Genomic DNA, 25803 nt, shown 5'->3' on the forward strand with positions numbered 1-25803 from the left:
TATCAATAGGAAACTGCAGGGTTTCCCGTCAAGCCCGAGAGGCCTCTCCTCCGGACGAAACGGCAATATGGATCCGATCATGACCTTCCCCTTCGTCCGTATGGCGCTCGTCGCTGCCATGGCGGTGTCTTCTCTGACGGCCTGTTCCGACGATGAGGCGCCAGCACCGAAGCCGGTGCCGCGTGTCCGCGTCGAGACCGTCGCTCCCAAACCCTCGAAGAGCGAGATCAGCCTGACGGGCTCGATCGCCGCGCGCACCGAGACCAATCTGTCGTTCCGGACCAGCGGCCGCATTATCGAGCGGCTGGTCGATGTGGGCGATGCCGTGCACAAGGGTCAGCTCCTCGCCCAGATGGACGACGAGGTGCAGCAAGCAGATCTTGCATCCGCTCACGCCACGCTGTCGGCTGCCAATGCCGACGTATCGCATGCGATGGCGGCGTTCGCGCGCCAGCAGACGCTGCTTCGCGCCAATTCGACGGCGCAGACGACCTATGATCTTGCGGAAGAGAACCTGAAGGTCGCGCGGTCCGCGCTGAAATCGGCCGAGTCCGCGCTGACGAATGCCGAGGAAACGCTGTCCTATACCAAGCTCACCGCCGAAGCGGACGGGATCGTGACGGCGCGTGATGCGGATGTCGGCGAAACGGTTCAGGCGGCGCAGGCCGTCTTCTCCGTTGCCGTAGACGGCCCACGGGATGCCGTCTTCGATATCTACGAGTCGCTGCTGGGCAGCGGAGAGCCGCCGGACGTCACCGTCAGCCTGGCGTCGGACCCCTCCGTCGTCGCCCGCGGCCCGGTGCGCGAGATCGCGCCGACGGTCGATCGGCAGACGGGCACCGTGCGCGTCAAGGTCGGGCTCGACCAGCCGCCGGCCGGCATGACGCTCGCCTCGGTCGTGCGGGGCACCGTGTCCCTTGTCGGCCCGCCCGCCTTCACGCTGCCGCCGACCGCGCTGGCCGCGTCGGGCGGAAAGCCCGCTCTGTGGATCTTCGATCCCGCCAACACCACCGTTTCGCTCCGCACGGTGACGCTCGCCGAATACCAGACCGGCGCCATGATCATCGCAACCGGCCTGAAGGCCGGCGATCAGGTCGTCGTCGATGGCACCAAGCTGCTGCGCCAGGGCCAGACCGTCATGCTGTCCGAGGGGACCACCCCATGAAGCCCGTTCTCATTCTCCTTCCGCTCGCCTTTATGTTGGCGGCCTGCTCCGACGACACGGAAGCGCCGCCACCGCCGCCGCGGCCGGTGAAGTCGCTGGTGCTGGAGGAGACGAATTCCGTTCCGCTGTCCTTCGCCGGCACCGTCGAGCCGCAGATCGTCACCAATTACAGCTTCCAGATCCTTGGCCGCATGATCTCGCGCAACGTCCAGGTGGGCGACGGCGTGGAGCGCGGTACGTTGCTGGCCGTGCTCGAAGCCACGGCGCTGGAACAGGACGTGCAGGCCGCACAGGCGTCGCTCGTCAGCGCGCAGGCGTCCGCCAACAATGCCCGTGTCGTTGAACAACGCCAAAAGGGCCTTTTCGCCAAGACCGTCGTGTCGCAGGCCGCCGTCGAGGATGCCGTGCAGGCCGCGCAGGCTGCGCAATCCGCCGAGGTGCGGGCGCGGTCGAACCTTGCAAAGGCGCAGGAGCGTCTGAGCTATGCGAAGATTGCCGCCGACTACACCGGCGTCGTCACCAGCACGGCCGCCGAACCCGGCCAGGTGGTTGCCGCCGGACAGACCGTGGTGACGGTGGCACGGCCCGACCTTCGGGACGCGGTGGTCGATCTTCCCGCCTCGGCGGCCTCCGGCGTCAAGATCGGCGATCCCTTCGCGGTCGTTCTCCAGTCCGATCCGACGACGGTGGTCAAGGGTCGCGTGCGTCGCATCGAGCCCTCGGCCGATCCTGTGACCCGCTCGCAGCGCATCCGCATCGCGCTGCAGGCGGCCCCCGCAGCCTTTCGTCTGGGGTCCATCATCTCGGTGTCGCTGCCTGACACACGTCCGTCCGAACTGCTGCTGCCCGCGACCGCCATCGTCACGCGTGATGGCAAGACGCTGGTGTGGATCATTCCGGACGGGACCGATGCGGTTGCCACGCGCGAGGTGACGACGGACAGCTCTGGCACCGGCACCCGCGGCGATCGCGTCTCCATAAGCTCCGGCCTCAAGCGCGGCGACCGCGTCGTGGTCGCCGGGGTCAACAGCCTGACCGAGGGACAGAAAATCCGTATCTCCGGAGATGTGAAATGAAGCCGTTCAACCTGTCGGACTGGGGACTGGGTCACCGCTCGCTTCTCTGGTATTTCATGCTGGTCTTCTCGCTTGCCGGCTTCCTGTCCTACCTCAATCTCGGTCGCGAGGAGGATCCCTCCTTCACGATCAAGACTATGATCATCACCGCGCAGTGGCCCGGCGCCACCGTCGAGGACACGATCAAGCAGGTGACGGAGCGGATCGAGAAGAAGCTCGAGGAGCTGCCGCAGCTCGACTACACCAAGAGCCAGACGGTGGCCGGCCAGACGACGGTGTTCGTCTATCTGCGCGAAACGACGCCGGCAGCGCAGGTCGCGCCGACCTGGGTGCGGGTGCGCAATCTCGTCAGCGACATCAAGGGCAATTTCCCCTCGGGCGTTCAGGGGCCGTTTTTCAACGACAGCTTCGGCGACGTCTACGGCAATATCTATGCCTTCACCTCTGACGGGTTCTCGCAGCGCGAGCTTCGCGACACGGTGGAAGCCGTGCGAGCGGAGGTGCTGACCGTACCGAATGCCGGCAAGGTCGACATCATCGGGGCGCAGGACGAGGTGATCTTCCTCGAATTCTCCTCCCGCCAGCTGGCAGCGCTCGGCATCGACCAGCAGAGCGTGGTCGATACGCTGCAGGCCCAGAACGCGGTCGCCCCCTCCGGCGTCATGCAGGACAGCCCGGAGCGCATCAGCGTTCGCGTCTCCGGCCAGTTTTCCTCGGAAGAGAGCCTGCGCAACCTCAACCTGCGGGTCAACGACCAGTTCTTCCGGCTGAGCGACGTTGCCTCCATCCGCCGTGGCTACGCCGATCCGCCAAGCACGATCTTTCGCTACAATGGCGAGCCGGCGATCGCGCTTGCGGTCAACATGAAGCAGGGCGCCAATCTTCTCGCTTTCGGCGAGGCGCTGACGGAGCGCATGGATACGATCGAGCGGAAGCTGCCGGTCGGCATCGATGCGCATCTGGTCTCCGACCAGCCGAAGATCGTCGACGAGGCCGTGTCGGGTTTCACCCGGGCACTGTTCGAGGCTATCGCCATCGTGCTTGCGGTCTCCTTCGTCAGCCTCGGCCTGCGGGCCGGGCTGGTGGTCGCCGTGGCGATCCCGCTCGTTCTCGCGATGACCTTCGTCATCATGGAATATCTCGGCATCTCGCTCCAGCGCATCTCGCTGGGCGCGCTGATCATCGCGCTCGGCCTGCTCGTGGACGATGCCATGATCGCGGTGGAGATGATGGTGGCGCGGCTGGAGGCGGGCGACGACCTGCGCAAGGCCGCCACCTATGTCTACACGTCCACGGCCTTTCCGATGCTGACGGGCACGCTGGTGACCGTCGCGGGCTTCATTCCCGTCGGCCTCAACAACAGCGCGGCCGGTGAGTTCACCTTCACGCTGTTCATCGTCATCGCCTCGTCTTTGATCCTCTCCTGGATCGTCGCGGTGCTCTTCACACCGCTCCTCGGCGTTCTCATCCTGCCGAAGACCATGAAGCAGCATCATGGCGCAAAGGGCATCGTCGCCCGCATCTTCTCGCGCCTGCTGCTGATCTGCATGCGCTTTCGCTGGGTCACGATCGCCGTGACGCTGATGGTGTTCGCGGGTTCGGTCTACAGCATGCAGTTCGTGCAGCAGCAGTTCTTCCCCTCGTCGGACCGTAACGAGCTTATCATCGACTGGAACCTGCCGCAGAGCGCATCGATCCGCGAGACACAGCGGGAGATCGCCCAGTTCGAGGCGGAGAAGCTGAAGGGCAATCCGGATGTCGAGCACTGGTCGAGCTATGTGGGGCAGGGCGCGCTGCGCTTCGTCCTGTCGTTCGACGTGCAGCCGAACAGCCCGGCCTTCGGGCAGACGATCATCGTCAGCAAGAGCATCGAGGCGCGAGACCGGCTGAAGACGGATCTCGAGGCCTATCTCAAGAAGACGTTCATCGGCACGGATGCCTATGTGAAGCTCCTCGACATCGGCCCGCCGGTCGGCCGTCCCGTCGCCTATCGCGTCAGCGGGCCGGAGATCCAGACGGTGCGGCAGCTGGCGCTCGACCTCGGCAATATCGTTGGTGAGAACAAGCATCTCGGCGACGTCGCCTACGACTGGAACGAGCCATCGCGCGTGGTCAAGATCGACGTGCTGCAGGACAAGGCGCGCCAGCTCGGCATCACGTCGCAGGCGATCGCCACCACCATCAACGGTATCGTCGGCGGCGCGACCGCGACGCAGGTGCGTGACGATATCTACCTCGTCAACATCGTCGGCCGTGCGGTCGAGGCGGAGCGCAGCTCCATCGAGACGTTGCGCGACCTCCAGCTGCCGGTCGGCGACGGGCGGTCCGTGCCGCTCGCAGCCGTCGCGTCCTTCCGCTACGATGTCGAGCAACCGCTGATCTGGACCCGCTCGCGCATTCCGACCGTCACGGTGCGTGCCGGCATGATCGACAAGGTCCAGCCGGCGACGGCGGTTGCCGAGCTCGATCCGGCCGTGAAGTCCTTCGAGGCGACGCTACCCCCTGGCTATTCGATCGCCGTTGCCGGTGCCGTCGAGGAAAGCGGGAAGGCGCAGGGACCGATCGCCGCCGTCGTGCCGCTGATGCTGTTCGTCATGGCGACGATCCTGATGATCCAGCTTCAGAGCTTCAGCCGGCTGTTCCTCGTCTTCGCGGTCGCGCCGCTCGCCATCATCGGCGTCGTCGCGGCGCTGCTGCCGAGCGGTGCGCCGATGGGCTTCGTCGCCATCCTCGGCATCCTCGCGCTGATCGGCATTCTCATCCGCAACTCGGTGATCCTGATCGACCAGATCGAGACGCTGCGGCGGGAGGGAGTTGCCCCCTGGCGCGCCGTGGTCGAGGCGACGGAGCATCGTATGCGGCCGATCATGCTGACGGCCGCCGCCGCCAGCCTCGCGCTCATCCCGATCGCGCGCGAGATCTTCTGGGGCCCCATGGCCTACGCCATGATCGGCGGCATCATCGTCGGTACGGTCCTGACGCTGCTCTTCCTGCCGGCGCTCTATGTCGCCTGGTTCCGGATCCATGAGGAGAAGCCGGAGGCACAGCCGACGACCGATGCGCATTCGGCACCGCAGCCACAGGCCTGACGGCTCTCGCATCGATCGTCATGATCTCCGCCGCCCGTTCATCCGACGGGCGGCGTTTTCGTCTGGCATATCGGCTCGGCCTGACGGACAGGTCAGCGTCAAACCCGATCGTGCGCATCCGAACATTTCATTTCCCAATGGTGGAATCCTTTGCCAAAACATCGGGGACCAAGGAGACGATGCGATGACATTGACCGGACCGCGGCCGGACTGGCTGACATTCGATTGCTACGGAACGTTGATCCAGTGGGACGAGGGCCTGATGGCGGCGATCTCGACGATCCTGTCGGGGCAGGCCGGGACCGTCGATCCCGGCGCTTTCATTTCCACGTTCGACGGGTATGAGCATGCGCTCGAAGCCGAGCGGCCGCATCGGTCGTTTCGCGAGGTCAGCGCGCTCGCGCTGGAGAAGACGATGGTGGCGTTCGACCGTGCGTTCGATCCCGCGGATGCCGAGATCCTCACCGGATCGATCGGCCGGATGCCGCCCTTTCCGGAGGTGGTGGAGACGTTGCGCCGGCTGAAGGACGCAGGCTTCAAGCTGGCCATCATCTCCAACACGGACGACGCGATCATCGCGGGAAATGTCGCCCAGCTCGGCGGCGTTATCGATCGGGTCATCACGGCAGAGCAGGCGGGTGCCTACAAGCCGTCGGCGCAGATCTTCCATCACGCGTGGAATAGCCTCGGCATTGCGCGCGAAGAGCTGGTGCATATCTGCGCCAGTCCGCATCTCGATCTTGTGGCGGCGCGAGACTTGGGCTTTCGTACGATCTGGATCGACCGGGGAACGGGGCGCAAGCCGCCGGAGGATTACCGGCCGGATGCGCGCGTTCCCACGCTCGACCATGTGCCCGGCCTGTTTCAGGCCGCCGGCTGGATGTAACAGGATTCTGGAGCCCGACATGGCGCATGAACTGACGATCCCCAAGACCGGCCCCGCGCTGCTGCGCAATTCGTCGCTCGAGACGGAGGACATCTGGCAGGCCCGTGTCGATCTCGCCGCGAGCCTCCGCATGGCGGCGCGGCTGGGGCTAGAGGAGGGCATCTGCAACCACTTCTCGGCCGTCGTTCCGGGCCATCCCGATCTCTTCCTCGTCAACCGCCTCGGCTGGGCCTTTCAGGAGGCGACGGCATCTTCGCTGCTGATCTGCGACTTCGAGGGCCATGTGATCGCGGGCGACGGCGTGCCGGAGGCGACCGCCTTCTACATCCATGCCCGGCTTCACAAGATGAGCCCGCGCGTCGGCGCCGCCTTCCACACGCATATGCCGAATGCGACGGCACTCAGCATGGTCGAGGGTGAGCCGCTTGTCTGGGCCGGACAGACCGCGCTGAAGTTCTACGGCCGCGTTGCGGTGGACGAGGATTATAACGGGCTGGCGCTTGACGAGCGGGAGGGCGACCGGATCGCTGCCGTCCTTGGTGACAAGGACATCCTGTTCATGAAGAACCACGGCGTGATGGTCTGCGCGCCGAATATCGCCGAGGCCTGGGACGATCTCTATTATCTGGAGCGCGCTGCCGAGGTGCAGCTGAAAGCCATGAGCACCGGTCGGCGGCTTCTGCCGGTGTCGCATGAGATCGCAAGCGTCGCCGCCCGCCAGATGCGGGAAGGAGACCCGGAAAGCGCCCGGCTTCATCTGGAAAGCGTGCGTCGCGTGCTGGACCAGCAGCAGCCCGCCTACCGGAGCTGACGGCTGAGGAAACGCTTTAGCCGAGGCGCATGTCCTCGCCGTCTTCATCTTCGTCGCCGATCGGCGCTTCCATCGTGAAGACGACGCCCGTGACGTCGTAGCGCAGTTCGGCGCTGCCGCCGAGACTGTTGGACAGCACGCGCTCGATCATGCGGGTGCCGAAGCCGCGGCTGGTCGGAGGCGAGACCGGCGGCCCGCCGCTCTCCTCCCAGGTCAGCTTCAGCCGATGCAGGGACGCGTCGGGCATGGCGTGCCACCGGATACGGATGCGTCCCGACAGGTTGGAGAGCGCGCCATACTTGATGGCGTTGGTCGCCAGTTCATGCAGGGCCATCGCCAGAGTCAGCACGAGATTGGACGAGATTTGCAGGTCCGGCCCGTCGATGTCGATCCGGTTGGGATAGCTGTCCCAGAACGGATCGAGCGTCGCCCGGATGATCCGGCCGAGATCGGCACCGGAAAAATTGCCGGAGACGAGCAGGTCCTGTGCCGCGCCGATCGACTGCAGGCGCGAGGTGATGGCCTTGCCGGCTGTTTCCTTGTCCGGCGCCTGCCGGAGCGTCTGGTTGATGACCGACTGCACCGTCGTCATCAGGTTCTTCATGCGGTGGCTGAGTTCGCGCACGGTGATCGCGCGCGCTTCCTCGGTCCGCTTGCGGTCGGTGATGTCCATCGACAGTCCGGACATCTGGGAGGCGTGACCGTCGGCTTCGTAATAGACCAGCCCGCGAATATGCACCCAGCGCAGCCGGCCATCGGGAAGCACGCACCGGTGCTCGACATCATATTCTTCGTGACGTTCCACCGCCTTGCGGAAGGCGTCGCGCACCCGCGCCTGGTCCTCCGGCAGAACGGCATCGAGAAGATTGTCGACGGTGAAATCCTGGTCCGGCGCATAGCCGAAGTTCGCCTTGCAATCCGGCGAGGCAACGAGTTCCATGGTAGCGATGTTGAGCGTCCAATAGCCGAGATGGCCCGCCTCCATGGCAAAGCGCAGCTGCGTCTCATTGCGCTTCAGTTCCGCCGTTCGCTTCTGGACCTCGCCCTCCAGGAGGTCACGGTCCCGCTCCAACCGTACGAGGCGATCACGCTCCAATGTGACATCGAGCTGGGACGCAAAGAAGTAGGTGAGTTCGCCCTTCTCATTGAAGACAGGGGAAATCAGCAGGCGATTCCAGAAGGGCTCGCCATTCTTCTTGTAGTTCACGACGTCGATTTCGATCGGATGCCGATTGGCGATCGCTTCTCGCACCTTCTGGATATCGCCGCGATCCGTATCCGGCCCCTGCAGGAAACGGCAGTTCGTGTTGATGACCTCGTCGCGCTCGTAACCGGTGAAACGGAGAAACGCGTCATTGGCAAAGACGATCGGATTGTCGGGCTTGGAGGGGTCCGTGATGATCATCGGCATGCGCGTCGAGCGCACGGCCGCTGCGAAGGGATCGGGGCCCAGGTCCTTCCGGACGATCTGGGCTTCGATGCGCTGGTGCTCTGTCACGTCGTTCAATGATCGTCCTCTCGGTGACCTTTCTCCTAGACGGTAAATTCAGGGCGGCCATTTAAAAAAACAATATCTGCTGTCGAAACTTGGCAGTACGAACCGCGTCCCGGCTGCGGGACGCGGTGATCGCGTGAGATGCGTCAGGAAAGCTACAGAGCCTCATTTTCCGTTTTGCGACAGCACGCGGTTGCTCGCATCGTCAAGCGCCCGGCTCGTGTCCTGCCCGTCACGCTTTAGGCCGTTTGCCGTATTACCGCAGCCGGTCAGCGTGAGGGCGGCGATGCCGAGGATGGCGATGATGATCGGGCGCATGGTGTCTCCTATGGGTTGAGGATGTTTTCTCGGACAGAAAAATGTGGCGAGACGGGACTTTTTCAATCCTCATTTGGGGATGTGTTTGAAACCCGTGTCGATGCCGCTTTCGTCCGCGTGAAACTGCGGCTGACATAGCGAGAACCGGCGAGGCCGAACCGCCAGGGATGTTCGATCGCCTTGGTGATGCCGATCCGGGGCCCTGCGATCACCTCCGGGGGCGCCTCTGGGCCTGAGAGAAAGAAGGGGGCAGCAAACAGGGACAGACCATCATGCCCGCCATCGATGCCGAGCGCTTGGCAGACCCGGCCGGGCCCGGCGCAGAGGAGCCTCGGCTGATCGAGCCCGCGGCGTTGCGCCATGACATCTTGTCCGGATGTCGGCTGTAGAGCTCGGATCAACACGGCGCTGCCCGGCCGGCAGACCATGTTGACGCACCAGTGAATTCCGTAGGACCTGTAGACATAGGCATGCGCCGGCGGCCCGAACATGGCTCGGTTGCGGGGCGTCGGACCGCGAAAGCTATGCGACGCGGCATCATCGGGCTCGTAGGCCTCGGTCTCCACGATGATCCCGCCGATACCATCCACGAACAGGGATGCACCGATCAGATCCCGGGCAACGTCCACGGCGGAGCGGTCGAAGAAGTCAGCGTCGATCATCAGGTTTTCTGTCGTTCCGAGCCTGCATGTCAGGTCGATCTGGTGGGCTTCCGAGGGAACCATACCGGCAATATCCCGTTTTCAGCAAAAGGAGATTTGTCATGTTCGTCAAGGATTTCATTCGTGTAACGCTTCTTTCCACCGCGTTGGTTTTGCCGGCCGGTACGACCTCCGCGCAAGCGCAGCAGGGTGAATGCGCCGCCGGCGTGCCGCCGTCCGGAACCGCGCCGAATGCCAATTCCGGCAGCGGCTCGCTGACCGAGAAACTCGACGACTGCAACGGCGTGCTCAAGCCCCCGGCCGTTGGCGATGGCGAGATCGTCGAGCCGGCGCCTCAGACAGGTCAGATGCCGGTGATTACGCCAAATGATGTGCCGCAGGATGGAAATCCGCCGCAACAGCCGTAAGTCTCTCTCAAAGACTGTGAGAGGGTTCTATGGCAGACGGACATCAGGCCGGCAGGCAAGCAGCAACAATCGGCGGTGTTCCGCTCAACGATAGCGCTGGGGGAAGCGACAGACGGGGCCGCCTTGCGGAAAAGCCCTCGGCCATTCCCTATCCCGGGTTGAAGGATGTCTTCTGGCGTGTCATCGCCGAGATCGGCGAGGACCGGGTGACGCTGATTGCGGCCGGCGTCACCTATTATCTTCTGCTCGCGCTCTTTCCCGCTCTTGCCGCGCTCGTCTCCATCTACGGTTTCGTTGCGGATCCGGGCGCGATCGGTGCCCAGGTAACTCTCCTCTCTGATGTCGTGCCCACAGGATCTCTCGACATCATTCTCGACCAGTTGAAGACGCTGGCAACGCAGAAGACGTCCACTTTGTCGATCGGCTTCGTTTTCGGTCTCGTCGTCGCGCTGTGGAGCGCGCACAACGGCATGCGCGCCTTGTTCGACGCGATGAACATCGCCTATGGCGAAGCCGAAAAGCGCGGCTTCTTGAAAATGACGGGTCTCGGTTTTCTCTTCACCCTCGGTGCGCTCGGCGTCGCCGTTGTTGTGATCTCCGCGATCGGCATTTTGCCGGCCGTGCTGTCCTTCCTCTGGCTCGATCGCTGGGTGGAGCTTCTGGCGCGGTTCGCGCGCTGGCCGCTGATGCTGGCCATTGTCTGCTTTGCCACGATGATGCTCTATCGCTATGGCCCGAGCCGGGAGACGGCGCAGCTGCGCTGGCTCACCTGGGGGGCGGCCTTCACCAGCATCGCCTGGCTTGGCGCATCGCTCGGCTTTTCCTACTACATCGAGAACTTCGCCAACTACAACGCGACCTATGGCACCCTCGGCGCCCTGATCGGCTTTATGGTGTGGACTTGGATGTCGGTGATCATCCTCATCGTCGGGGCGGAGATCAATGCCGAGCTGGAGCATCAGACGACGGTCGATTCCACGACCGGACATCCGATGCCGATGGGCGAGCGCGGTGCCTATGTGGCCGACACCATCGGCGATCCCGCGGCGTAATCACGCCAGATCAGGCAAGTCCCTCATGGAGCGGACATGAAAAAAGCGATTGTCGCATCTCCGCGGCAATCGCTCTTAACGTCTGAAAGAATATCGCATCTGTACCCTTACTGGGGCTTCGTCTCGTTCATGGCGGCTTCGTGGTACCAGCTGTCGATGATCACGGGGGAGGCCGGAGCCTCGACCTTCGCATCCATGCCGGTCTTCCAGGTCTTCAGCCCCTTGAGGCCGCCGATCGGGAATTGGTAGATCGTTGCCGAGTGGCGCTGTGGTGTCGTTGTCATGGCATCGGCTCCCTTTTCTGTGTTGGAGTTATATGACGTTCATATGCACATATTTTGCGCTGAATGTCTAAAAATAAATCAAATCTCTGTCGGGTTTTCGCGCATTTCTGCGTTGGGCGGCAGATTTCCGGTCGTCGCACGGTGTTTCTGCCTTCATTTTCCACTTACCAACGGTCGTGCTCACACCTCTGTTGCCGACGCGGCTCAACCGACTGCCGTTCCGGGCCGGGAATTGTCTCGTCTTTTCAATCGCACGGTGGTGAGGCCCCGGTTTCCCACGCTTCAGCCGTTAACAAAATCGTCATCTTCGCCGAGTGGGCGACAAACTGGCACGGCTTGTGCATTCCTTACAGTTCAGAGGGGCCGGTTTTCGGTTTCGGGCATCGACCTCCTGGATTGCTCACCACCTATGAGAGATTTGTCATGACCAAGTATAAGCTCGAGTACATCTGGCTCGACGGGTACACACCGGTACCGAACCTGCGCGGCAAGACGCAGATCAAGGAATTCGACGCGTTCCCGGCACTGGAGCAGTTGCCGCTCTGGGGCTTCGACGGTAGCTCGACCATGCAAGCCGAAGGCCGCAGCTCTGACTGCGTTCTCAAGCCCGTCGCTCTCTATCCCGATCCGGCCCGTACGAACGGCGTTCTCGTGATGTGCGAAGTCATGATGCCGGATGGCGTCACGCCGCATCCGACCAATGCCCGTGCGACGATCCTCGACGACGAAGGCACGTGGTTCGGTTTCGAGCAGGAATACTTCTTCTACCAGAACGGCCGTCCGCTCGGCTTCCCCGAGCAGGGCTACCCGGCTCCGCAGGGCCCGTACTACACAGGCGTCGGCTACAGCAATGTCGGTGACGTCGCACGCGAGATCGTCGAAGAGCATCTCGACCTTTGCCTGGAAGCCGGCATCAACCACGAAGGCATAAACGCCGAAGTGGCCAAGGGCCAGTGGGAATTCCAGGTGTTCGGCAAGGGCTCCAAGAAGGCTGCCGACGAAATCTGGATGGCGCGCTACCTTCTGCAGCGCCTGACTGAAAAGTACGGCATCGACATCGAGTACCACTGCAAGCCGCTCGGCGACACCGACTGGAACGGCTCGGGCATGCACTGCAACTTCTCGACCGCCTACATGCGCGAAGTCGGCGGCAAGGCTTACTTCGAAGCCCTCATGGCCCAGTTCGAAAAGAACCTCATGGACCACATCGCCGTCTACGGCCCCGACAACGACAAGCGTCTGACGGGCAAGCATGAAACGGCTCCGTGGAACAAGTTCAGCTACGGCGTGGCCGACCGCGGTGCGTCCATCCGCGTTCCCCACTCCTTCGTCAAGAACGACTACAAGGGCTACCTGGAAGACCGCCGCCCGAACTCGCAGGGCGACCCCTACCAGATCGCTTCCGCCGTCCTCAAGACGATCTCGGAAGTGTCCACCGAAGGCTACGCTTCCGCTGCAGCCTGACACCATCAGCGCGCTCCGCCTCTTTGCCGCTGGCGCAAGGGCGAGCCGGTGACGTGTCTGCGACGCAGGCCAATTGAAGACAATGACAAACGGCGCTGGGCAACCAGCGCCGTTTGTCATTGTCGAGACGACAGGATTCGAACGGATCGATATCGACGTGGCCGCGCGTCATATGTGGCGCGCCCGGCTTGGCTGTTGTGCCGGCGTGGTTGCTCCGGATCACTGCGCGCGACCAGGGAAGGGTGCAGAGACGAGAAAGCCCACCCGCCGGTTTTGGCGAAAGGGCTCGACGTTCTAGCAGTCTGCCACAATCATCTGCAGAACAGCAGCGATATGACGCTCTTCAGCGCGTTACGGCGCGGGCGCTGCGGCCGGAGGTGCTACCGGAGCGACTGCGGGGGGCGCGACGGGTGTTGTCGTCACGGCTGGCGTCGTGGCGGCGCTGCCGTCGATGTAGGGCAGGATTTCCATACCGCCGTGGTAGAGCATGCTGAGTGCCACGTAGAAGATGACGGCGAGGCCGACATAGGCGATCCAGCGGTGCTTGTGCAGCAGGTTGGCGATGAAGCTGGCGGCAAGGCCCATGAGCGCGATCGAGACGATCAGGCCGATGACGAGCACGGTCGGGTGATCCTGTGCTGCACCGGCGACGGCAAGAACATTGTCGAGCGACATGGAAACGTCGGCGATGACGATCTGCGTTGCCGCCTGCAGGAAGGTCTTGCGGACGCGGGTTTCGTCTGCGGCATCGCCCGTTTCATGCGCCGCATTCTGGTCGGCCTGGCGCAGTTCGCTCCACATCTTCCAGCACACCCAGAGCAGCAGCAGACCGCCGGCGAACTGAAGACCGACAATGGCCAGAAGCTGGACGGTGATGGCAGCAAAGGCGATGCGCAGTACGGTTGCGGCGATAATGCCGACGAGGATCGCCTTGCGGCGCTGGTCGGCCGGCAGTCCTGCTGCGGCAAGGCCGATGACGATGGCATTATCGCCCGCCAGCACCAGATCGATGGCGATGACCTGTAGAAATGCAGCCAATCCGGCTGCAGTGAAAATTTCCATATCCGATACGTCTCCCTCGTGCCGTTCGCTTTGAATGACAATTGCGTTATCTGTCCGCTAAAGCCATTCAATCGGGTAAGGCAAGGAGAAATCGAGGAATTCGACATCCTGTCGCTGATCGTCGTCGCGGGATGTCACAAATTGGCATTTCGAGAGAGTATCGATGTCACTCAATGGCTCGTTGAAGCCCAAACGTTCCTCTGTCGAGGACGGAATTCGCTCGATGTTCTATCGGCGCAAGGGCTCGACGGAGATACTCTCGCGCTGCGTCACATCATAGAGCGCCGGTTCGATCCGGCTCCTTTCGACATTGGGGAGATAATAGAAGTGAACGAAGCCTAAGGCGAGCAGACCGCCGATGACGTTCATGGCGGCGAAGATCAGGATTTCAGAATCCATTTTGCGTCTCTCGTGAGAACGCCCCGGTTTCGGTGAAGGCAGTACGACCCTTTAGCCCAAGGGTCGTACTGCCGGTTTCGATCTGTCCTAAAGTGCAGGTACGCGGCGCTTTGCCGCCATCAGCAAGTCTAATTCCGTCATGGAGGGTCCGAAGCGCTCATAGAGGCGTTTTGCCTCGTCGGTCTCCAGACCGTAGCGCGACTGGAACTCTTCCAGCGTGCAGGATTCGCCACGCACCGTCTTTCCCCGTATTCCCTTCAAATCCGTCATGTCACCGCTCCCTTGCACGTCTCAACTGCAAACTCGCATGTGAACGCCTCGGTTTCGGCGAAGTTCCCTTCGCGTCGCGCAATTCGGAGACACGCAGGAAGGTTTGGGGGAGGCGACGTTTGAAGCACTGTAGCGCGCACTTGGCCGCTCAGGCTTGCCGATGACCCTGGAGAGCGTTCAGAGTGGCCATCCCTGCCGCCTGCGCCTGAAGCTGGGATGAGAACTTGCCAGATGCGGGGTGGGTGACGCCGCGAAAGGTCAGTGTGAAGCTCCATTTGCCATCCCGCTGCTTGGCAACGGTTACGTTTGAGGTCGCCTGTGTCATTTCGTCTCTCTCCCGCTTGGGGCCCGCCATCCGTCTTGGCACTGCCGTCCGTGTCGATGGTTCTCCCTTAGTCCATCTCGACCGCAGCGGAAATCGCTTTCGCATGTGAGGCTAAGGGGAGGTGCTCTCTTCGCATGTGCAAAACGCATAGCTGCGATGCAATAAATCTGCTCGCACGAGCCGCGGAAAATTGTATGATGAACCTATCGAAGCGATGCACCTCCTCCCGCAAAGCTTCGACGTCCTTGACGATCCTATCCTCCTCCCGGGATTGTCGATGGTGGTTGCAGCTTATCCTCCTCCCAAGCTGCCAACCGGAATTGAGAGCCTGCTGCACCTCCTCCCGCAGCGGGCTCTTTTCGTTTTCGGGTGAGTTTGTCGCGGAGCTATCAAGGTTCCGCCCATCTGCGCGTGAGGGATGCCTGAACGGCACCTGCCCACCTCCGGATCGAAGTCCCTCTCCAATCGTGGTGCGCCGACTCCGCATCGACAAGCATCTGTCATTTCATCACCACGCCGCTATGTCAGAGGAACATCAAACATAGGCACGCGTTCCGACTGTTCGTTCGAAAGATGAACCGAATGCCGGTCGTGGTGACCGCGAGCCTGTGTTCCGTAGGGTGATTGTCGAGGAGAGCATTTTGCCAGTTCGTACCATCATGCTGGGGGTCTTCGGCTTCGTGATTGCGGCGATCCTGAGCGTCGTCGTCGTCCAGCGTCTTGAAGGGAAATCCGGCGACCAGTCCATTACCCCACCGGATCCGCTCGTCGTCGCGCCGGAAAAGGCTGCGGAGCAGAACCCTTGAGCGCCGCAAGCTCGCCAAAATCTCAAGGCCAACCGCCGGCGCCCTTCATGCCCGTCTAGGCGTTAGCCCTCTTATTCTGCCGTTCACCCTCGCTGAACGTATCATCAAGGCGGTCGTGATGCCTCTGTTTTACTTCAATCTGTTCGATCATGAAGGTTTCTCTCGGGCGGAGGAGCCCTATGCCTTCACGGATGTCGCCGCAGCGCTGGCCGAGGCCGAGGTCGTGCTTGCGGAAATGGCGCTCGATGGTCTTCCGCGAGGGCCCGACAGCCGTATCGAGGTCGAGGTGCTTGATGTGAACAGGACCTGCGTCGCGAAGGTCAGCCTCGAACTGCGGCGGCAGATTTTCACCTGACGCCCATCGTAGCTCAACGGCCAGCCGAAGCGGTTGCTCCCAGACCACGGACCGCGTCGATGATCGGGGGCATCAGCAGCCCGGCACCGGCATTCGACAGGTGGTCGTCGTCGAAATAGAAGATCCGGTCCGTCGAAAGGCTGTTGATGCAGCGGCCCTGAACGAAGCTGTCGCAGAAGATAGCGGATGGTTTGATTTTCGCGAGGCGCGGATGGTCGAGCGTGTCGAAAGCCGCGATGACGGCGGCGTTGCGGGCTCGGTAGCGATCTGACGACGTTCCCAGTGGCTCGACATCCGTTGATGTCATGGCCGCGCGGGCCAGCAGATCCGGTACGTTCCAGCCCGCTTCGGGTATGGGGTAGACCAGCACGACGTTCACGCCGCGGTCGAGATAGGCATGGATATCGGCGAGAAACGCCGCGAGCACGCGCTCCTTGCGGGCAGGATCGGTCTCGCTGCCCATGTCGTCGCGACGGTCATAGAGGTCGGCATAGGTCGGTTTCAGGGCCTCGATGCCGCCCTCGCCATTGTCGAAGGCATTCCCATCCAGATAGAGCGACCAGCGGCTGACCATGATGACGGTCTTGATGCCGCTCTTGGCGATATAGTCCTCCACGCCTTCGAAGAAGGGGTTGCAGCGGAGGCGGTATTTGGCGTTCGAGACCACGAAGCCGGAAAAGCCGGCACAGGAGGAGTGGGAGAGAGCGTAGAGGTCCAGCCCCGCGCTCGCGAATGCCCGCAGAGCCTCGCCGGTGATCGCGCCGGCGTGGGAATCACCGATCAGGATCGTGTCGCTCTTCTCCGTGTTCGGCGTCATGCAAGCACGGATCGGATGGGGCAGCGTCGCCTCGCCCTTGTCGAACAGACAGGTCGTCATCGCCGGGTCGGGGTGAGCCTGCACCTCGAGCGCCGCGAGGGCCGCAGGTGGCAGGCGGAACGACAGACCGTCGTCCAGCCGCCCCGCTGCTCCGACCGCCATCATCACAACGGCGACCGCGCCGGTCGCGGCGAGAATACGGGGGGCGCTGGCGAGCGCCTTGATGCGGCCGGTGCGAAACGGCGTCTCGACGAAACGCCAGGACAGGATGGCGAGGAGCACGGCGGCAACGGTCAGGAGTGCCATCAGAAGAGGCGTCGGCTCGGTCAGGCTTCGAATGCGCGCGAAGGCGAACAGAGGCTGGTGCCAGAGATAGAGGCTGTAGCTGATCAGCCCCATGCCGGTCAGCAGCCGCAGGGATAGGAGCCGATGCACGAGCGTGCCTTGGCCGGCAAAGAGAATGATCAGCGCGGTGCCGCCGACCGGCGCCAGCGTCCAGGCCGAGGGAAACGGCGTGCCATCGTCATAGAGGAAGACCCCGGCGAGCACCGCGGCAAGGCCGATGAGGGACAGGACGTCGTTGCCGGGCTGCTCGCGCTTGAGGAGAATGAGTGCGCAGAGCGAGCCGGCCAGCAGTTCCCAGGCGCGGGTGTGGGGAAGGTAGAAGGCTGCGTTCGGAAAGGCCACGGCGCCGTAGACGGCGAGCGCGAAGCTGGCGAGCGCCATCAGGAGAACGGCGGCGAAGCGGAGGCGGGCGCCGTAGCGATGGAGGATCATGAGAAGGATTGGGAAGACGACGTAATATTGCTCCTCAACCGCGAGGCTCCAGGTGTGCAGCAGAGGCTGCTTCTCGGCGGCGGCGGCGAAATATCCGCTTTCCTGCCAGAAGAGCACGTTCGACAGGAACAGGCAGACGGCGATGATGCTCTCGCCAAAACTTTTCATCTGCGCCGGCAGCATCCAGGCCCAGGCGAAGGGCAGGCAGCAGAGGATCACGGTGAAGAGCACGGGCATGATGCGCCGCGCCCGCCGCTCGTAGAAGCCGAGAATGGTGAAGGTGCCCTTGTCCTGCGCGGCGGCGATGATCGTGGTGATCAGGTAGCCGCTGATGACGAAGAACACATCGACGCCGACATAGCCGCCGGCGAACCAGCCGACGCCCGCATGGAAGAGGATGACCGGGACGACGGCCACGGCCCGGAGGCCATCGATTTCGGGTCGGTGCTGCATGGGGTCTTCGCGTCAGGGGGCTGGCGGGTATGGAGAACGTAAAAAGGCGGCGGAGCATCGATCCGCCGACTAAAGGAATAGGCCACCGCCGGCATTCTTCAAGACGCTAATGGAATAGCGCCCCCGCATTCTTCGCTGGTGTGGCCGAGGCGCACATCCCGGTCGGGCCACCTCAGGAGCGGAACAGGCGCCAGCGATTGGGGCGGAAGGCGATGCGCGTGCCGGGGGTGGCTGCGACATCGGAGGGCAGTTCGATCTCGATGCGGCGCGTGCTGCCGGCGATATCCAGTTCCACATGCCGCGTGCCGGCGACGCGCCGGCTGAGCGTGACGACGCCGGCAAGACAGCCGCCGCAGCCGTCGAGCAGGTCGATGTCGTGTGGGCGGAAATAGAGTTCGGCCGGTCCTGCCGGCTCCCCCGGTGCGCTGACGCCGATCGAGCGATCCTCCAGCCACAGCTGTCCATTCTCGACGCGCACCGGCAGGGTGTTGGACTGCCCGATGAAGCCGAAGACGAAGGGGGAGTTCGGCGTGTCGTAGATCTCGTCCGGCGTCCCCACCTGCTCGATCCGGCCCTTGCTCATGACCACGACGCGGTCTGCGAGTTCCAGCGCCTCGTCCTGATCGTGCGTCACGAAGACGGTGGTGTGGCCGGTGCGGTCGTGTATCTCGCGCAGCCAGCGGCGCAGCTCCTTGCGCACCTGCGCGTCCAGCGCCCCGAAGGGTTCGTCGAGCAGCAGCACGTTCGGCTCCACCGCCATGGCGCGGGCGAGTGCGACGCGCTGGCGCTGGCCGCCGGAAAGCTGTGCGGGATAGCGCTTCTCCAGGCCGCCGAGCTGCACGAGATCGATGAGATCTTCGGCGCGCTTGCGGATGTCGGCTGCAGCGGGGCGGCGAGACGAGGGGCGCACCTTGAGGCCGAAGGCGACATTGTCGATGACCGTCATATGCCGGAAGAGGGCATAGTGCTGGAACACGAAGCCGATATTGCGCTCCTGCACGGTCTTCTTCGAGGCATCGTCGTCGCCGAAGAAGATCGTGCCGTCGGTCGGGCTTTCCAGCCCGGCAATCAGCCGCAGCAGTGTCGTCTTGCCGGAACCCGAGGGGCCGAGGAGGGCGATGAGTTCGCCCGAGCGGATGTCGAGCGAGACCTTGTCGAGGGCCGGGAACCGGCCGAAGTCCTTGCGGATGTCCTGAACGCGTACTTCCATGAAACCGTATACCTTTTTCAGTGCTTGCGTGCGGCGGCGATCTGCGCACTGAATTTGAATTCGAGCAGCGACTTGATGACGAGCGTGACCAGCGCCAGAAGCGCGAGCAGCGTGGCCACGGCAAAGGCGCCGATGAAATTATATTCGTTGTAGAGGATTTCGACCTGTAGCGGCATCGTGTTGGTCATGCCCCGGATATGGCCCGAGACGACCGACACCGCACCGAACTCGCCCATGGCCCGCGCATTGCAGAGCAGCACGCCATAGAGCAGGCCCCATTTGATGTTCGGCAGGGTGACGTACCAGAAGGTCTGCCAGCCGCTGGCGCCGAGCGACAGCGCGGCCTCCTCGTCGCTCGTGCCCTGTTCCTGCATCAGCGGAATGAGTTCGCGGGCGACGAAGGGGAAGGTGACGAAAACCGTGGCGAGCACGATGCCGGGAACGGCGAAGAGCACCTTGATGCCATGGCTGCCGAGCCAGGGGCCGAGCAGGCTGTGCGATCCGAACAGGAGCACGAAGACGAGACCCGAAATGACCGGCGATACCGAGAAGGGCAGGTCGATCAGTGTGGTCAGGAACGCCTTGCCCTTGAACTCGAACTTGGCGATGGCCCAAGCGGCAGCGATGCCGAAGACGAGATTGAGCGGTACCGCGATGGCCGCGACCAGCAGGGTCAGCCGGATGGCCGCCCATGTTTCCGGATCGGCGATCGCTTCGAAGAACGCGCCCGGCCCCTTGCGCAGTGCCTCGGTGAAGACGATGGCGAGCGGGAGCACCAGGAACAGGCCGACAAAGGCAAGCGACAGGGCGATCAGGCCGTAACGAGCGAGGCGGCTTTCCGAGGTTGCCGACCGCACCATTTCGGAGGTGCCGCTGGAGGCGGGTGCGACAGCATCATGCGCCATAACCATACCTCCGCCGGCTCCAAGCCTGAATGGAATTGATGACGAGCAGCATGACGAAGGAGATGATCAGCATGACGGCGGCGATCGCGGTTGCGGCGGGATAGTTGAACTCCTCCAGCCGGATGACGATGAGCAAGGGTGCAATCTCCGAGACGTAAGGCAGGTTGCCGGCGATGAAGATGACGGAGCCGTACTCGCCGACGCCGCGGGCGAATGCCAGCGCGAAACCGGTCAGCACGGCCGGCGCGAGGCCCGGCAGCAGCACGCGGCTGACGGTCTGGAAGCGTGTGGCGCCCAGCGTCGCCGAGGCTTCCTCGACCTCGCGGTCGATCTCTTCCATGATCGGCTGCACCGTGCGCACCACGAAGGGCAGGCCGACGAAGATCAGGGCGAACACGATGCCGAGCGGGGTGAAGGCTACCTTGATGCCCAGCGGCGTCAGCAGGCTGCCGATCCATCCGTTGGGTGCGTAGAGTGTCGTCAACGCGATACCGGCGACGGCCGTCGGCAGGGCGAAGGGCAGGTCCACCATCGCATCGATGACGCGCCGGCCGAAGAATCGGTAGCGCACCAGCACCCAGGCCAGCAGCACGCCGAAGACGACGTTTGCCAGCGCTGCGAGGAAGGCGGTGCCGAAGCTGATCTTCAACGCGTTCAGCGTCCGCTGGTCGGTGGCCAGCGTCCAGAACGTGCTCCAGCCGAGTGTGCTCGATCGCCAGGCGAGGCCAGAGAGCGGAATGAGAATGATGAGAATGAGCCATGACAAAGTGACGCCGAGCGCCAACCCGAATCCCGGGATGACGCTCGGCTGTCGAAATTGCCACCGCTGAGGGAGGCTTATGGTCATGTAATCTTATTGCCCCGGCTTGTAGATCTGGTCGAAGACGCCCCCGTCTCCGAAGAATTTCGGCTGAGCTTCCTTCCAACCACCAAATTCGTCGATGGTCGAGAGCTTCACGTCGGCAAAGCGCTTGATATCGTTCGGATCGGCCGCTTCCGGCTTGAACGGGCGATAATAATGCTTGGCGGCGATCTTCTGCCCGACATCCGAGTAGAGATACTGAAGGTAGGCCTCGGCCACCTTGCGGGTGCCCTTCGTGTCAACATTGCCATCGACCAGCGCCACTGGCGGCTCGGCCTTGATGGAAATCGAGGGGGTGACGATGTCGAAGCTGTCGGGGCCGAGTTCCTCGAGCGAGAGATAGGCCTCGTTTTCCCAGGCGATCAGCACGTCGCCGAGGCCGCGCTGGACGAAGGTCGTCGTCGCGCCGCGGGCGCCGGTGTCGAGAACCGGCACGTGCTTGAAGAGCTGGTTCACATAGTCCTGCGCCTTGGCATCGTCGCCGCCGTTCTGCGCGCGGGCCCAAGCCCAGGCAGCCAGGAAGTTCCAGCGCGCGCCGCCCGAGGTCTTCGGGTTCGGCGTGATCACCTGGATGTCGTCCTTGACCAGATCGCCCCAGTCCTTGATGCCTTTCGGATTGCCCTTGCGGACAAGGAAGACGATCGTGGAGGTATAGGGCGCGCTGTTGTTCTCGAACTTCGTCTTCCAGTCGGCGGGGATCTTGCCGCTTTCCTTAGCGATAGCATCGATGTCGGCTTCGAGCGCGAGCGTCACCACGTCGGCCTCGAGGCCATCGATGACGGAGCGTGCCTGCTTGCCGGAGCCGCCATGAGAAGTTTGGATCGTCAGCGTTTCCCCGGTATCGGTCTTCCACTTCTCGGCGAAGGCGGCGTTGAAGTCCTTGTAGAGTTCGCGTGTCGGGTCATAGGACACATTCAGGATGGTCTGATCGGCAAAGGCGAACCCCATACCCCCGACCTGAATGCTGGTGGCCAGCAGGGCCACCGTGAAAAAGCGGGATATTCCCTTTGCGTTCATTGATCTCGACCTCCGTGTTGTCGGACGTACTCTAGCGGGTCTGTCGAATAGGATAACAAAGAAGTTTGCGATTGCGACGCCCTTTGGAGAAAAGTCCTGCCGTCAGGTCTCCCGCTCGCGCAAGATTGATGCAACAAGGCAGTCTTACGTCCGGCAAAGAGGGGATACCCATGAGCGAAACGCTGTGCACGCCGCAGGAGGTCGTCTCGTTCTGGTTCGAGGATATCGACCCGGAACATTGGTACAAGGCGCACCCGCAGCTGGATGCGGAATGCGACCGGCGTTTTCGCGCCACGCATCTCGCCGTGTCGCGCAATGTGGGCCCGGACTGGCGGGAGACGCCGGCGGCGCGGCTTGCGACCCTTATCCTGTTCGACCAGATGTCGCGCAACATCTATCGCGGTTCGCCGCTCGCCTTCGCCACGGATGGTCTCGCGCGTCGCGAAGCGCGGCTGGCGCTGGAAGCGGGTGCCGATCAGGCAGTCGCGCCGGTGCAGCGCGCGTTCTTCTACCTGCCGTTCGAGCATTCCGAGGCAATGTCGGATCAGGATCTCGCGGTGCAGCTCTTCACCGCGCTGGGCGATCCCATGCTTCTCGATTTTGCCGTGCGTCACCGCGAGATCGTCGCCCGTTTCGGTCGTTTTCCGCATCGCAACGCCATTCTCGGGCGCATGCCGAGCCCGCAGGAGGAAGCCTTCCTGCTGCAGCCGGGTTCGCGCTTCTAACCTCTGAGCGGGATAGCCTGCGGCGGGAAGCCCAAAATTCGCCATACCGAGCCGCCAACGGGAGCGCGTATGGCGTTCTCCTGCCGCATGATTCTCTCGGCCGTGTGCCGCGTTCTTTCTTTCAGTACCTTTCGGCTTCGTCCGTCGGGAAGACAGACCCAACCGTGAAAGCGTGTTCCCCAACGATGCTTCGTTTCCTCGCCATTGTGCTCATTCTCGTTTCCAGCCTGTCGCCGGTCCTCGCGCAGCAGTCGGCCCCCAGCCAGCCGACCCAAAGCCAGCCAGCTGCGCCCGCGCAGCCAACGACCAGTCAGCCCCCGGCAACACCCGCCACACCGGCTGCGAGCGTCGGACGCCAGAATGCCGGCGATGGCGGGCCGGTGCGGGACCGGCTGGACGATGCGCAGGCCGATACGGCGCAGCAGCTCGAGGCGGCACGCAAGCGGCTCGATGCGCTTGCGGCGCAGGTCGAGACCGCCGACGCTGCGGAAACCGCGCGTTCGACCCAGGCCAACAATTCGAATGCTGCCGACAACCGGCTGGCCGAAATCAAGGCGCAGGTGGACGACCTGTCGCAGCAGGTCGGCGGCCAGATGGATGCGGCCCGCACCCGCATCGAGCAGATCAAGGCGCGGTTGACCGAACTCGGCGATCCGCCGGCGGCCGGTGCGGAGCCCGAAGCCTCCGTCGTGACCGACGAGCGGGGCCGCCTGATCGCCGAGCGCAACGCCCTGAACGCCGTGACCGGAACGGCGGAAACGCTTGTCGCGGATGCCAACGCGCTCTCGACGACGATCACCGAGAAACGCCGTTTTCTGTTTTCCAGCACGCTGCTGCGGCATACGGACATCAACATCGACATGCTGGTCGATGCGGGCCAAGCGCTGGTGGTCGAGGCACAGGCGTTCTCCCGCAATATCGGTAGCTGGCTGACCTTCGTCTTCACCTTCAAGCGCGTGCCGCTGATGTCGGCGCTGTTCCTGTCGCTCTGCTCGGCGCTGGTGCTTCTGGCCGGCACGCATCGGCTTTTCGCGCCGCTTCTGCGCCGTTCGGTGCGGGATCTGAACCCCACCTACATCGCCCGCCTGTCGCGCGCCTTCGGTTCGACGCTGGTACCCACCATCGCGTCCGCCACGTTTGCGACGACGGCCTTCTTCTTCCTCCAGTCCTTCAATGTGCTTAGGCCGGACATCGCGCCGATCGTGGTGACGTTTCTCGCGCTCTGCGTCGCGCTGCAGTTCGTCTGGACGATCTCGACGGCGGTTCTGGCACCCGGCCAGGCCGTCTGGCGGCTGGTGCGGGTGTCGGATCGTGGCGCGCGATTGCTGGTCGCCCTCATCATGGCGATGGCCTTCGCAAATCTCTTCGATTACCTGCTGGAAACGATCAGCGTCACGCTCGGCTCGCCTCTGGTGCTGACGGTCGCCAAGAGCCTGATCGCCTCCATCCTCATCGGCCTGCTGCTGATGGCGATCGCGCTGATCCGCCCGGTCATTCCGCAGGGCCAGCCGCTGGACGGGCAGGGGCGACCGTGGCCGCGTGCCATCTCCATTCTCCTGCTTCTGGCGGGCCTCGGGCTGATCACGGCGGCGCTCTCCGGCTATGTCGGGCTGGCGCGTTTCATCGCCACGCAGATCGTCGTCACAGGCGCGATCTTCGTCACCATGTATATCGGCATTCTCACCGGCAAGGCGCTGGCCAAGCAGAACGCACTCGCCAAGACGGTCGGCGGCCGCTACCTGTCGCATCGTTACCGGCTGGAGCCGATGGCGCTCGACCAGATCGGGCTTGCGGTCGGGCTCAGCATCTACCTGCTCGTCGCCATGTTCTTCGTGCCGCTGCTGCTCCTGCAATGGGGCTTCAAGATCGCGGATATCGAGGCGTGGGCCTACCGGATCTTCACCGAAATCCGCATCGGCACGATCACCATCTCGCTCGTCGGCATCTTCGCCGGCATCCTGCTCTTCATCCTCGGCTTCGTCATCACCCGCTGGCTGCAGCGCTGGATCGACGGCAGCGTTCTGGCGCGCAGCCGGGTCGATCTCGGGGTGCGCAACTCGGTCAAGACGGGCATCGGCTATCTCGGCATGGGCATTGCCGGCCTGATCGGCATCTCCGCCGCGGGCCTCGACCTGTCGAGCCTCGCACTGGTCGCCGGCGCCCTGTCCCTTGGCGTCGGCTTCGGCCTCCAGAACATCGTCTCGAACTTCGTCTCCGGCCTCATCCTGCTCGTCGAGCGACCGTTCAAGGTGGGCGACTGGGTCATCTCCGGAACGACCGAGGGTTTCGTGAAGCGCATCTCGGTGCGCGCGACCGAGATCGAAACGTTCCAGCGGCAGACGATCATGGTGCCGAACTCGCTGTTCATCAACGCGTCCGTCGGCAACTGGACCCACCGCAACAAGCTCGGACGCGTCGATATCACCTTTTCCGCGCACTCCTCCAACGATCCGCGCAAGGTGGTGGAATCGCTGCGGGCTGCGGTGACCGGGCTGCCGAACATCTTGCGCAATCCCGAGCCGATCATCGTCTTCCGTGGCTTCACGTCGTCCGAGCTCGAGTTCGAGGTGCGCGTGTTCCTCGCCGATATCCTGCAGGGCGTTTCCGTTCGCACGGATGTCCGCATGGCGGTCTTCGAGCGCTTTCAGGCCGATGGCATCGCGCTGGGCGGTCCGGCTGCACCCGAAGTGCCGATCAAGATTTCGCCGGAGGATGCCGAAGTGCTCTCGGCCATCTTTCAGGGAACGCGGTCGGAGGCTGCACGGGGGTCCTCGCTGTTGCCGGGGGACGCCGGCGGCTATGTGGAGCAGCCGAGCGTCGAGCCTCCGGACAGCCGTGGCAATGATGTGCCGGACTCGTCCGAGAGCGACCGGCGTGATGCGCTGCAGGGCGAGGAGCTGCGTGCCGAGGCCAAGCCCGGCGTTTCCGCTGCGGCTTCGCCCGCACCTGTCACGCCTGCGAAAAAACTCGATATCGGCGAAGACAAGCCGGCACCGGAGAAGGGCACGGACGGGACGAAAAGCGGTGCCCGCAAGCGCCGGCCCGGCCGGCCGCGCTGAGCGTCGTTCGGAATTTGACGGCATGAACGTGACGCCGGTGAGGAATGTTTTC

25 protein-coding genes are annotated in these 25803 nt (G+C 63.4%); 12 read left to right on the plus strand and 13 right to left on the minus strand.

Features of this window, described 5'->3' with window-relative positions; translation table 11 throughout:
* The first annotated feature begins 79 nt into the window (after nt 1–79).
* From C8J33_RS02705 to C8J33_RS02725, 5 genes are all read left to right on the plus strand, one after another.
* Complete coding sequence (locus C8J33_RS02705) at nt 80–1165, plus strand: efflux RND transporter periplasmic adaptor subunit (protein WP_165929713.1); 1086 nt, start codon at nt 80–82, stop codon at nt 1163–1165.
* A complete protein-coding gene (locus C8J33_RS02710) occupies nt 1162–2241 on the plus strand; it encodes an efflux RND transporter periplasmic adaptor subunit (protein ID WP_132663060.1) in 1080 nt (359 codons plus the stop codon). The genes C8J33_RS02705 and C8J33_RS02710 overlap by 4 nt, the downstream gene beginning before the upstream one ends.
* Nucleotides 2238–5330, plus strand: coding sequence for an efflux RND transporter permease subunit (locus C8J33_RS02715; protein ID WP_132663062.1), 3093 nt, complete (start codon nt 2238–2240; stop codon nt 5328–5330). The genes C8J33_RS02710 and C8J33_RS02715 overlap by 4 nt, the downstream gene beginning before the upstream one ends.
* Nucleotides 5331–5514: 184 nt before the next feature.
* Nucleotides 5515–6216 (plus strand): haloacid dehalogenase type II, encoded by a 702-nt coding sequence (locus C8J33_RS02720; protein ID WP_132663063.1) that lies wholly within the window; start codon nt 5515–5517, stop codon nt 6214–6216.
* A 19-nt stretch (nt 6217–6235) separates the two neighbouring features.
* On the plus strand, nt 6236–7027 hold the full coding sequence (locus C8J33_RS02725; RefSeq protein ID WP_132663064.1) for an aldolase: 792 nt from the start codon (nt 6236–6238) through the stop codon (nt 7025–7027).
* 16 nt (nt 7028–7043) lie between these two features.
* Here the strand turns inward: C8J33_RS02725 and C8J33_RS02730 are convergent, their stop codons facing one another.
* The 3 genes from C8J33_RS02730 to C8J33_RS02740 all read right to left on the minus strand — a co-directional run bounded on the left by C8J33_RS02730 (nt 7044) and on the right by C8J33_RS02740 (nt 9502).
* Nucleotides 7044–8525, minus strand: a complete 1482-nt coding sequence (locus C8J33_RS02730) for a PAS domain-containing protein (protein WP_422038038.1) — start codon at nt 8523–8525, stop codon at nt 7044–7046.
* 162 nt (nt 8526–8687) lie between these two features.
* Complete coding sequence (locus C8J33_RS02735) at nt 8688–8840, minus strand: entericidin (RefSeq protein ID WP_110799129.1); 153 nt, start codon at nt 8838–8840, stop codon at nt 8688–8690.
* Between the two features lie 62 nt (nt 8841–8902).
* A complete protein-coding gene (locus C8J33_RS02740) occupies nt 8903–9502 on the minus strand; it encodes a DNA-3-methyladenine glycosylase (protein WP_132663067.1) in 600 nt (199 codons plus the stop codon).
* A 101-nt stretch (nt 9503–9603) separates the two neighbouring features.
* Here C8J33_RS02740 and C8J33_RS02745 point away from each other — a divergent pair, with 101 nt between their 5' ends.
* Both C8J33_RS02745 and C8J33_RS02750 read left to right on the plus strand, forming a co-directional pair.
* A complete protein-coding gene (locus C8J33_RS02745; RefSeq protein WP_132663068.1) occupies nt 9604–9909 on the plus strand; it encodes a hypothetical protein in 306 nt (101 codons plus the stop codon).
* Between the two features lie 29 nt (nt 9910–9938).
* On the plus strand, nt 9939–10961 hold the full coding sequence (locus tag C8J33_RS02750; protein WP_132663069.1) for a YihY/virulence factor BrkB family protein: 1023 nt from the start codon (nt 9939–9941) through the stop codon (nt 10959–10961).
* Nucleotides 10962–11068: 107 nt separating this feature from the next.
* On the opposite strand, the gene C8J33_RS02755 is transcribed toward C8J33_RS02750, so the two are convergent.
* Nucleotides 11069–11245: a DUF2735 domain-containing protein gene (locus C8J33_RS02755; protein WP_110799126.1), complete on the minus strand. Its 177-nt coding sequence runs from the start codon at nt 11243–11245 to the stop codon at nt 11069–11071.
* 423 nt (nt 11246–11668) lie between these two features.
* On the opposite strand from C8J33_RS02755, the gene C8J33_RS02760 reads away from it, so the two are divergent.
* On the plus strand, nt 11669–12709 hold the full coding sequence (locus C8J33_RS02760) for a glutamine synthetase beta-grasp domain-containing protein (RefSeq protein WP_110799125.1): 1041 nt from the start codon (nt 11669–11671) through the stop codon (nt 12707–12709).
* 351 nt (nt 12710–13060) lie between these two features.
* Here C8J33_RS02760 and C8J33_RS02765 read toward each other — a convergent pair whose 3' ends face one another.
* From C8J33_RS02765 to C8J33_RS26890, 4 genes are all read right to left on the minus strand, one after another.
* On the minus strand, nt 13061–13771 hold the full coding sequence (locus tag C8J33_RS02765) for a TerC family protein (protein ID WP_110799124.1): 711 nt from the start codon (nt 13769–13771) through the stop codon (nt 13061–13063).
* Between the two features lie 228 nt (nt 13772–13999).
* A complete protein-coding gene (locus C8J33_RS26885) occupies nt 14000–14170 on the minus strand; it encodes a hypothetical protein (protein ID WP_165929714.1) in 171 nt (56 codons plus the stop codon).
* Nucleotides 14171–14257: 87 nt separating this feature from the next.
* Nucleotides 14258–14440: a hypothetical protein gene (locus C8J33_RS02770; protein WP_092934233.1), complete on the minus strand. Its 183-nt coding sequence runs from the start codon at nt 14438–14440 to the stop codon at nt 14258–14260.
* A 148-nt stretch (nt 14441–14588) separates the two neighbouring features.
* A complete protein-coding gene (locus tag C8J33_RS26890; RefSeq protein ID WP_165910555.1) occupies nt 14589–14765 on the minus strand; it encodes a hypothetical protein in 177 nt (58 codons plus the stop codon).
* A gap of 641 nt (nt 14766–15406) precedes the next feature.
* On the opposite strand from C8J33_RS26890, the gene C8J33_RS26895 reads away from it, so the two are divergent.
* Nucleotides 15407–15571: a hypothetical protein gene (locus C8J33_RS26895; RefSeq protein ID WP_165916921.1), complete on the plus strand. Its 165-nt coding sequence runs from the start codon at nt 15407–15409 to the stop codon at nt 15569–15571.
* A gap of 118 nt (nt 15572–15689) precedes the next feature.
* Complete coding sequence (locus C8J33_RS02775; RefSeq protein WP_110728106.1) at nt 15690–15926, plus strand: DUF6894 family protein; 237 nt, start codon at nt 15690–15692, stop codon at nt 15924–15926.
* A gap of 13 nt (nt 15927–15939) precedes the next feature.
* Here the strand turns inward: C8J33_RS02775 and C8J33_RS02780 are convergent, their stop codons facing one another.
* From C8J33_RS02780 to C8J33_RS02800, 5 genes are all read right to left on the minus strand, one after another.
* Nucleotides 15940–17973, minus strand: a complete 2034-nt coding sequence (locus C8J33_RS02780) for an acyltransferase family protein (protein WP_132663071.1) — start codon at nt 17971–17973, stop codon at nt 15940–15942.
* 172 nt (nt 17974–18145) lie between these two features.
* The gene (locus tag C8J33_RS02785; protein ID WP_110799120.1) at nt 18146–19183 is read right to left on the minus strand and encodes a sulfate/molybdate ABC transporter ATP-binding protein; all 1038 of its coding nucleotides are present in this window, start codon (nt 19181–19183) and stop codon (nt 18146–18148) included.
* Nucleotides 19184–19200: 17 nt separating this feature from the next.
* Entirely contained in the window at nt 19201–20088 is an 888-nt protein-coding gene (gene cysW, locus C8J33_RS02790) for a sulfate ABC transporter permease subunit CysW (RefSeq protein ID WP_110799119.1), read from the minus strand.
* Nucleotides 20078–20935 (minus strand): sulfate ABC transporter permease subunit CysT, encoded by an 858-nt coding sequence (cysT, locus tag C8J33_RS02795; protein WP_132663072.1) that lies wholly within the window; start codon nt 20933–20935, stop codon nt 20078–20080. Before cysT ends, cysW begins: the two co-directional genes overlap by 11 nt.
* Before the next feature lie 6 nt (nt 20936–20941).
* Nucleotides 20942–21898: a sulfate ABC transporter substrate-binding protein gene (locus C8J33_RS02800; RefSeq protein WP_422038040.1), complete on the minus strand. Its 957-nt coding sequence runs from the start codon at nt 21896–21898 to the stop codon at nt 20942–20944.
* A gap of 239 nt (nt 21899–22137) precedes the next feature.
* Between C8J33_RS02800 and C8J33_RS02805 the strand changes: the two genes are divergently transcribed.
* On the plus strand, nt 22138–22692 hold the full coding sequence (locus C8J33_RS02805) for a DUF924 family protein (protein WP_132663074.1): 555 nt from the start codon (nt 22138–22140) through the stop codon (nt 22690–22692).
* 185 nt (nt 22693–22877) lie between these two features.
* Entirely contained in the window at nt 22878–25751 is a 2874-nt protein-coding gene (locus tag C8J33_RS02810) for a mechanosensitive ion channel domain-containing protein (RefSeq protein WP_132663075.1), read from the plus strand.
* Nucleotides 25752–25803 lie beyond the last annotated feature (52 nt).

It is taken from the genome of Rhizobium sp. PP-CC-3G-465, assembly GCF_004343445.1.
GTDB lineage: Bacteria > Pseudomonadota > Alphaproteobacteria > Rhizobiales > Rhizobiaceae > Ferranicluibacter > Ferranicluibacter rubi.

Excerpts from the sequence above, each read along its gene's own strand:
- C8J33_RS02785 (WP_110799120.1), bottom strand. The coding sequence starts at position 19,183 with ATGGAAGTACGCGTTCAGGACATCCGCAAGGACTTCGGCCGGTTCCCG.
- C8J33_RS02765 (WP_110799124.1), bottom strand. The coding sequence starts at position 13,771 with ATGGAAATTTTCACTGCAGCCGGATTGGCTGCATTTCTACAGGTCATC.
- cysW (WP_110799119.1), bottom strand. The coding sequence starts at position 20,088 with ATGGCGCATGATGCTGTCGCACCCGCCTCCAGCGGCACCTCCGAAATG.
- C8J33_RS02810 (WP_132663075.1), top strand. The coding sequence starts at position 22,878 with ATGCTTCGTTTCCTCGCCATTGTGCTCATTCTCGTTTCCAGCCTGTCG.
- C8J33_RS26885 (WP_165929714.1), bottom strand. The coding sequence starts at position 14,170 with ATGGATTCTGAAATCCTGATCTTCGCCGCCATGAACGTCATCGGCGGT.
- C8J33_RS02775 (WP_110728106.1), top strand. The coding sequence starts at position 15,690 with ATGCCTCTGTTTTACTTCAATCTGTTCGATCATGAAGGTTTCTCTCGG.
- C8J33_RS02760 (WP_110799125.1), top strand. The coding sequence starts at position 11,669 with ATGACCAAGTATAAGCTCGAGTACATCTGGCTCGACGGGTACACACCG.
- C8J33_RS02725 (WP_132663064.1), top strand. The coding sequence starts at position 6,236 with ATGGCGCATGAACTGACGATCCCCAAGACCGGCCCCGCGCTGCTGCGC.
- C8J33_RS02745 (WP_132663068.1), top strand. The coding sequence starts at position 9,604 with ATGTTCGTCAAGGATTTCATTCGTGTAACGCTTCTTTCCACCGCGTTG.
- C8J33_RS02750 (WP_132663069.1), top strand. The coding sequence starts at position 9,939 with ATGGCAGACGGACATCAGGCCGGCAGGCAAGCAGCAACAATCGGCGGT.
- C8J33_RS02705 (WP_165929713.1), top strand. The coding sequence starts at position 80 with ATGACCTTCCCCTTCGTCCGTATGGCGCTCGTCGCTGCCATGGCGGTG.
- C8J33_RS02710 (WP_132663060.1), top strand. The coding sequence starts at position 1,162 with ATGAAGCCCGTTCTCATTCTCCTTCCGCTCGCCTTTATGTTGGCGGCC.
- C8J33_RS26890 (WP_165910555.1), bottom strand. The coding sequence starts at position 14,765 with ATGACACAGGCGACCTCAAACGTAACCGTTGCCAAGCAGCGGGATGGC.
- C8J33_RS02805 (WP_132663074.1), top strand. The coding sequence starts at position 22,138 with ATGAGCGAAACGCTGTGCACGCCGCAGGAGGTCGTCTCGTTCTGGTTC.
- cysT (WP_132663072.1), bottom strand. The coding sequence starts at position 20,935 with ATGACCATAAGCCTCCCTCAGCGGTGGCAATTTCGACAGCCGAGCGTC.
- C8J33_RS02720 (WP_132663063.1), top strand. The coding sequence starts at position 5,515 with ATGACATTGACCGGACCGCGGCCGGACTGGCTGACATTCGATTGCTAC.
- C8J33_RS02800 (WP_422038040.1), bottom strand. The coding sequence starts at position 21,898 with ATGGGGTTCGCCTTTGCCGATCAGACCATCCTGAATGTGTCCTATGAC.
- C8J33_RS02715 (WP_132663062.1), top strand. The coding sequence starts at position 2,238 with ATGAAGCCGTTCAACCTGTCGGACTGGGGACTGGGTCACCGCTCGCTT.
- C8J33_RS02780 (WP_132663071.1), bottom strand. The coding sequence starts at position 17,973 with ATGCAGCACCGACCCGAAATCGATGGCCTCCGGGCCGTGGCCGTCGTC.
- C8J33_RS02755 (WP_110799126.1), bottom strand. The coding sequence starts at position 11,245 with ATGACAACGACACCACAGCGCCACTCGGCAACGATCTACCAATTCCCG.
- C8J33_RS02735 (WP_110799129.1), bottom strand. The coding sequence starts at position 8,840 with ATGCGCCCGATCATCATCGCCATCCTCGGCATCGCCGCCCTCACGCTG.
- C8J33_RS02770 (WP_092934233.1), bottom strand. The coding sequence starts at position 14,440 with ATGACGGATTTGAAGGGAATACGGGGAAAGACGGTGCGTGGCGAATCC.
- C8J33_RS02740 (WP_132663067.1), bottom strand. The coding sequence starts at position 9,502 with ATGATCGACGCTGACTTCTTCGACCGCTCCGCCGTGGACGTTGCCCGG.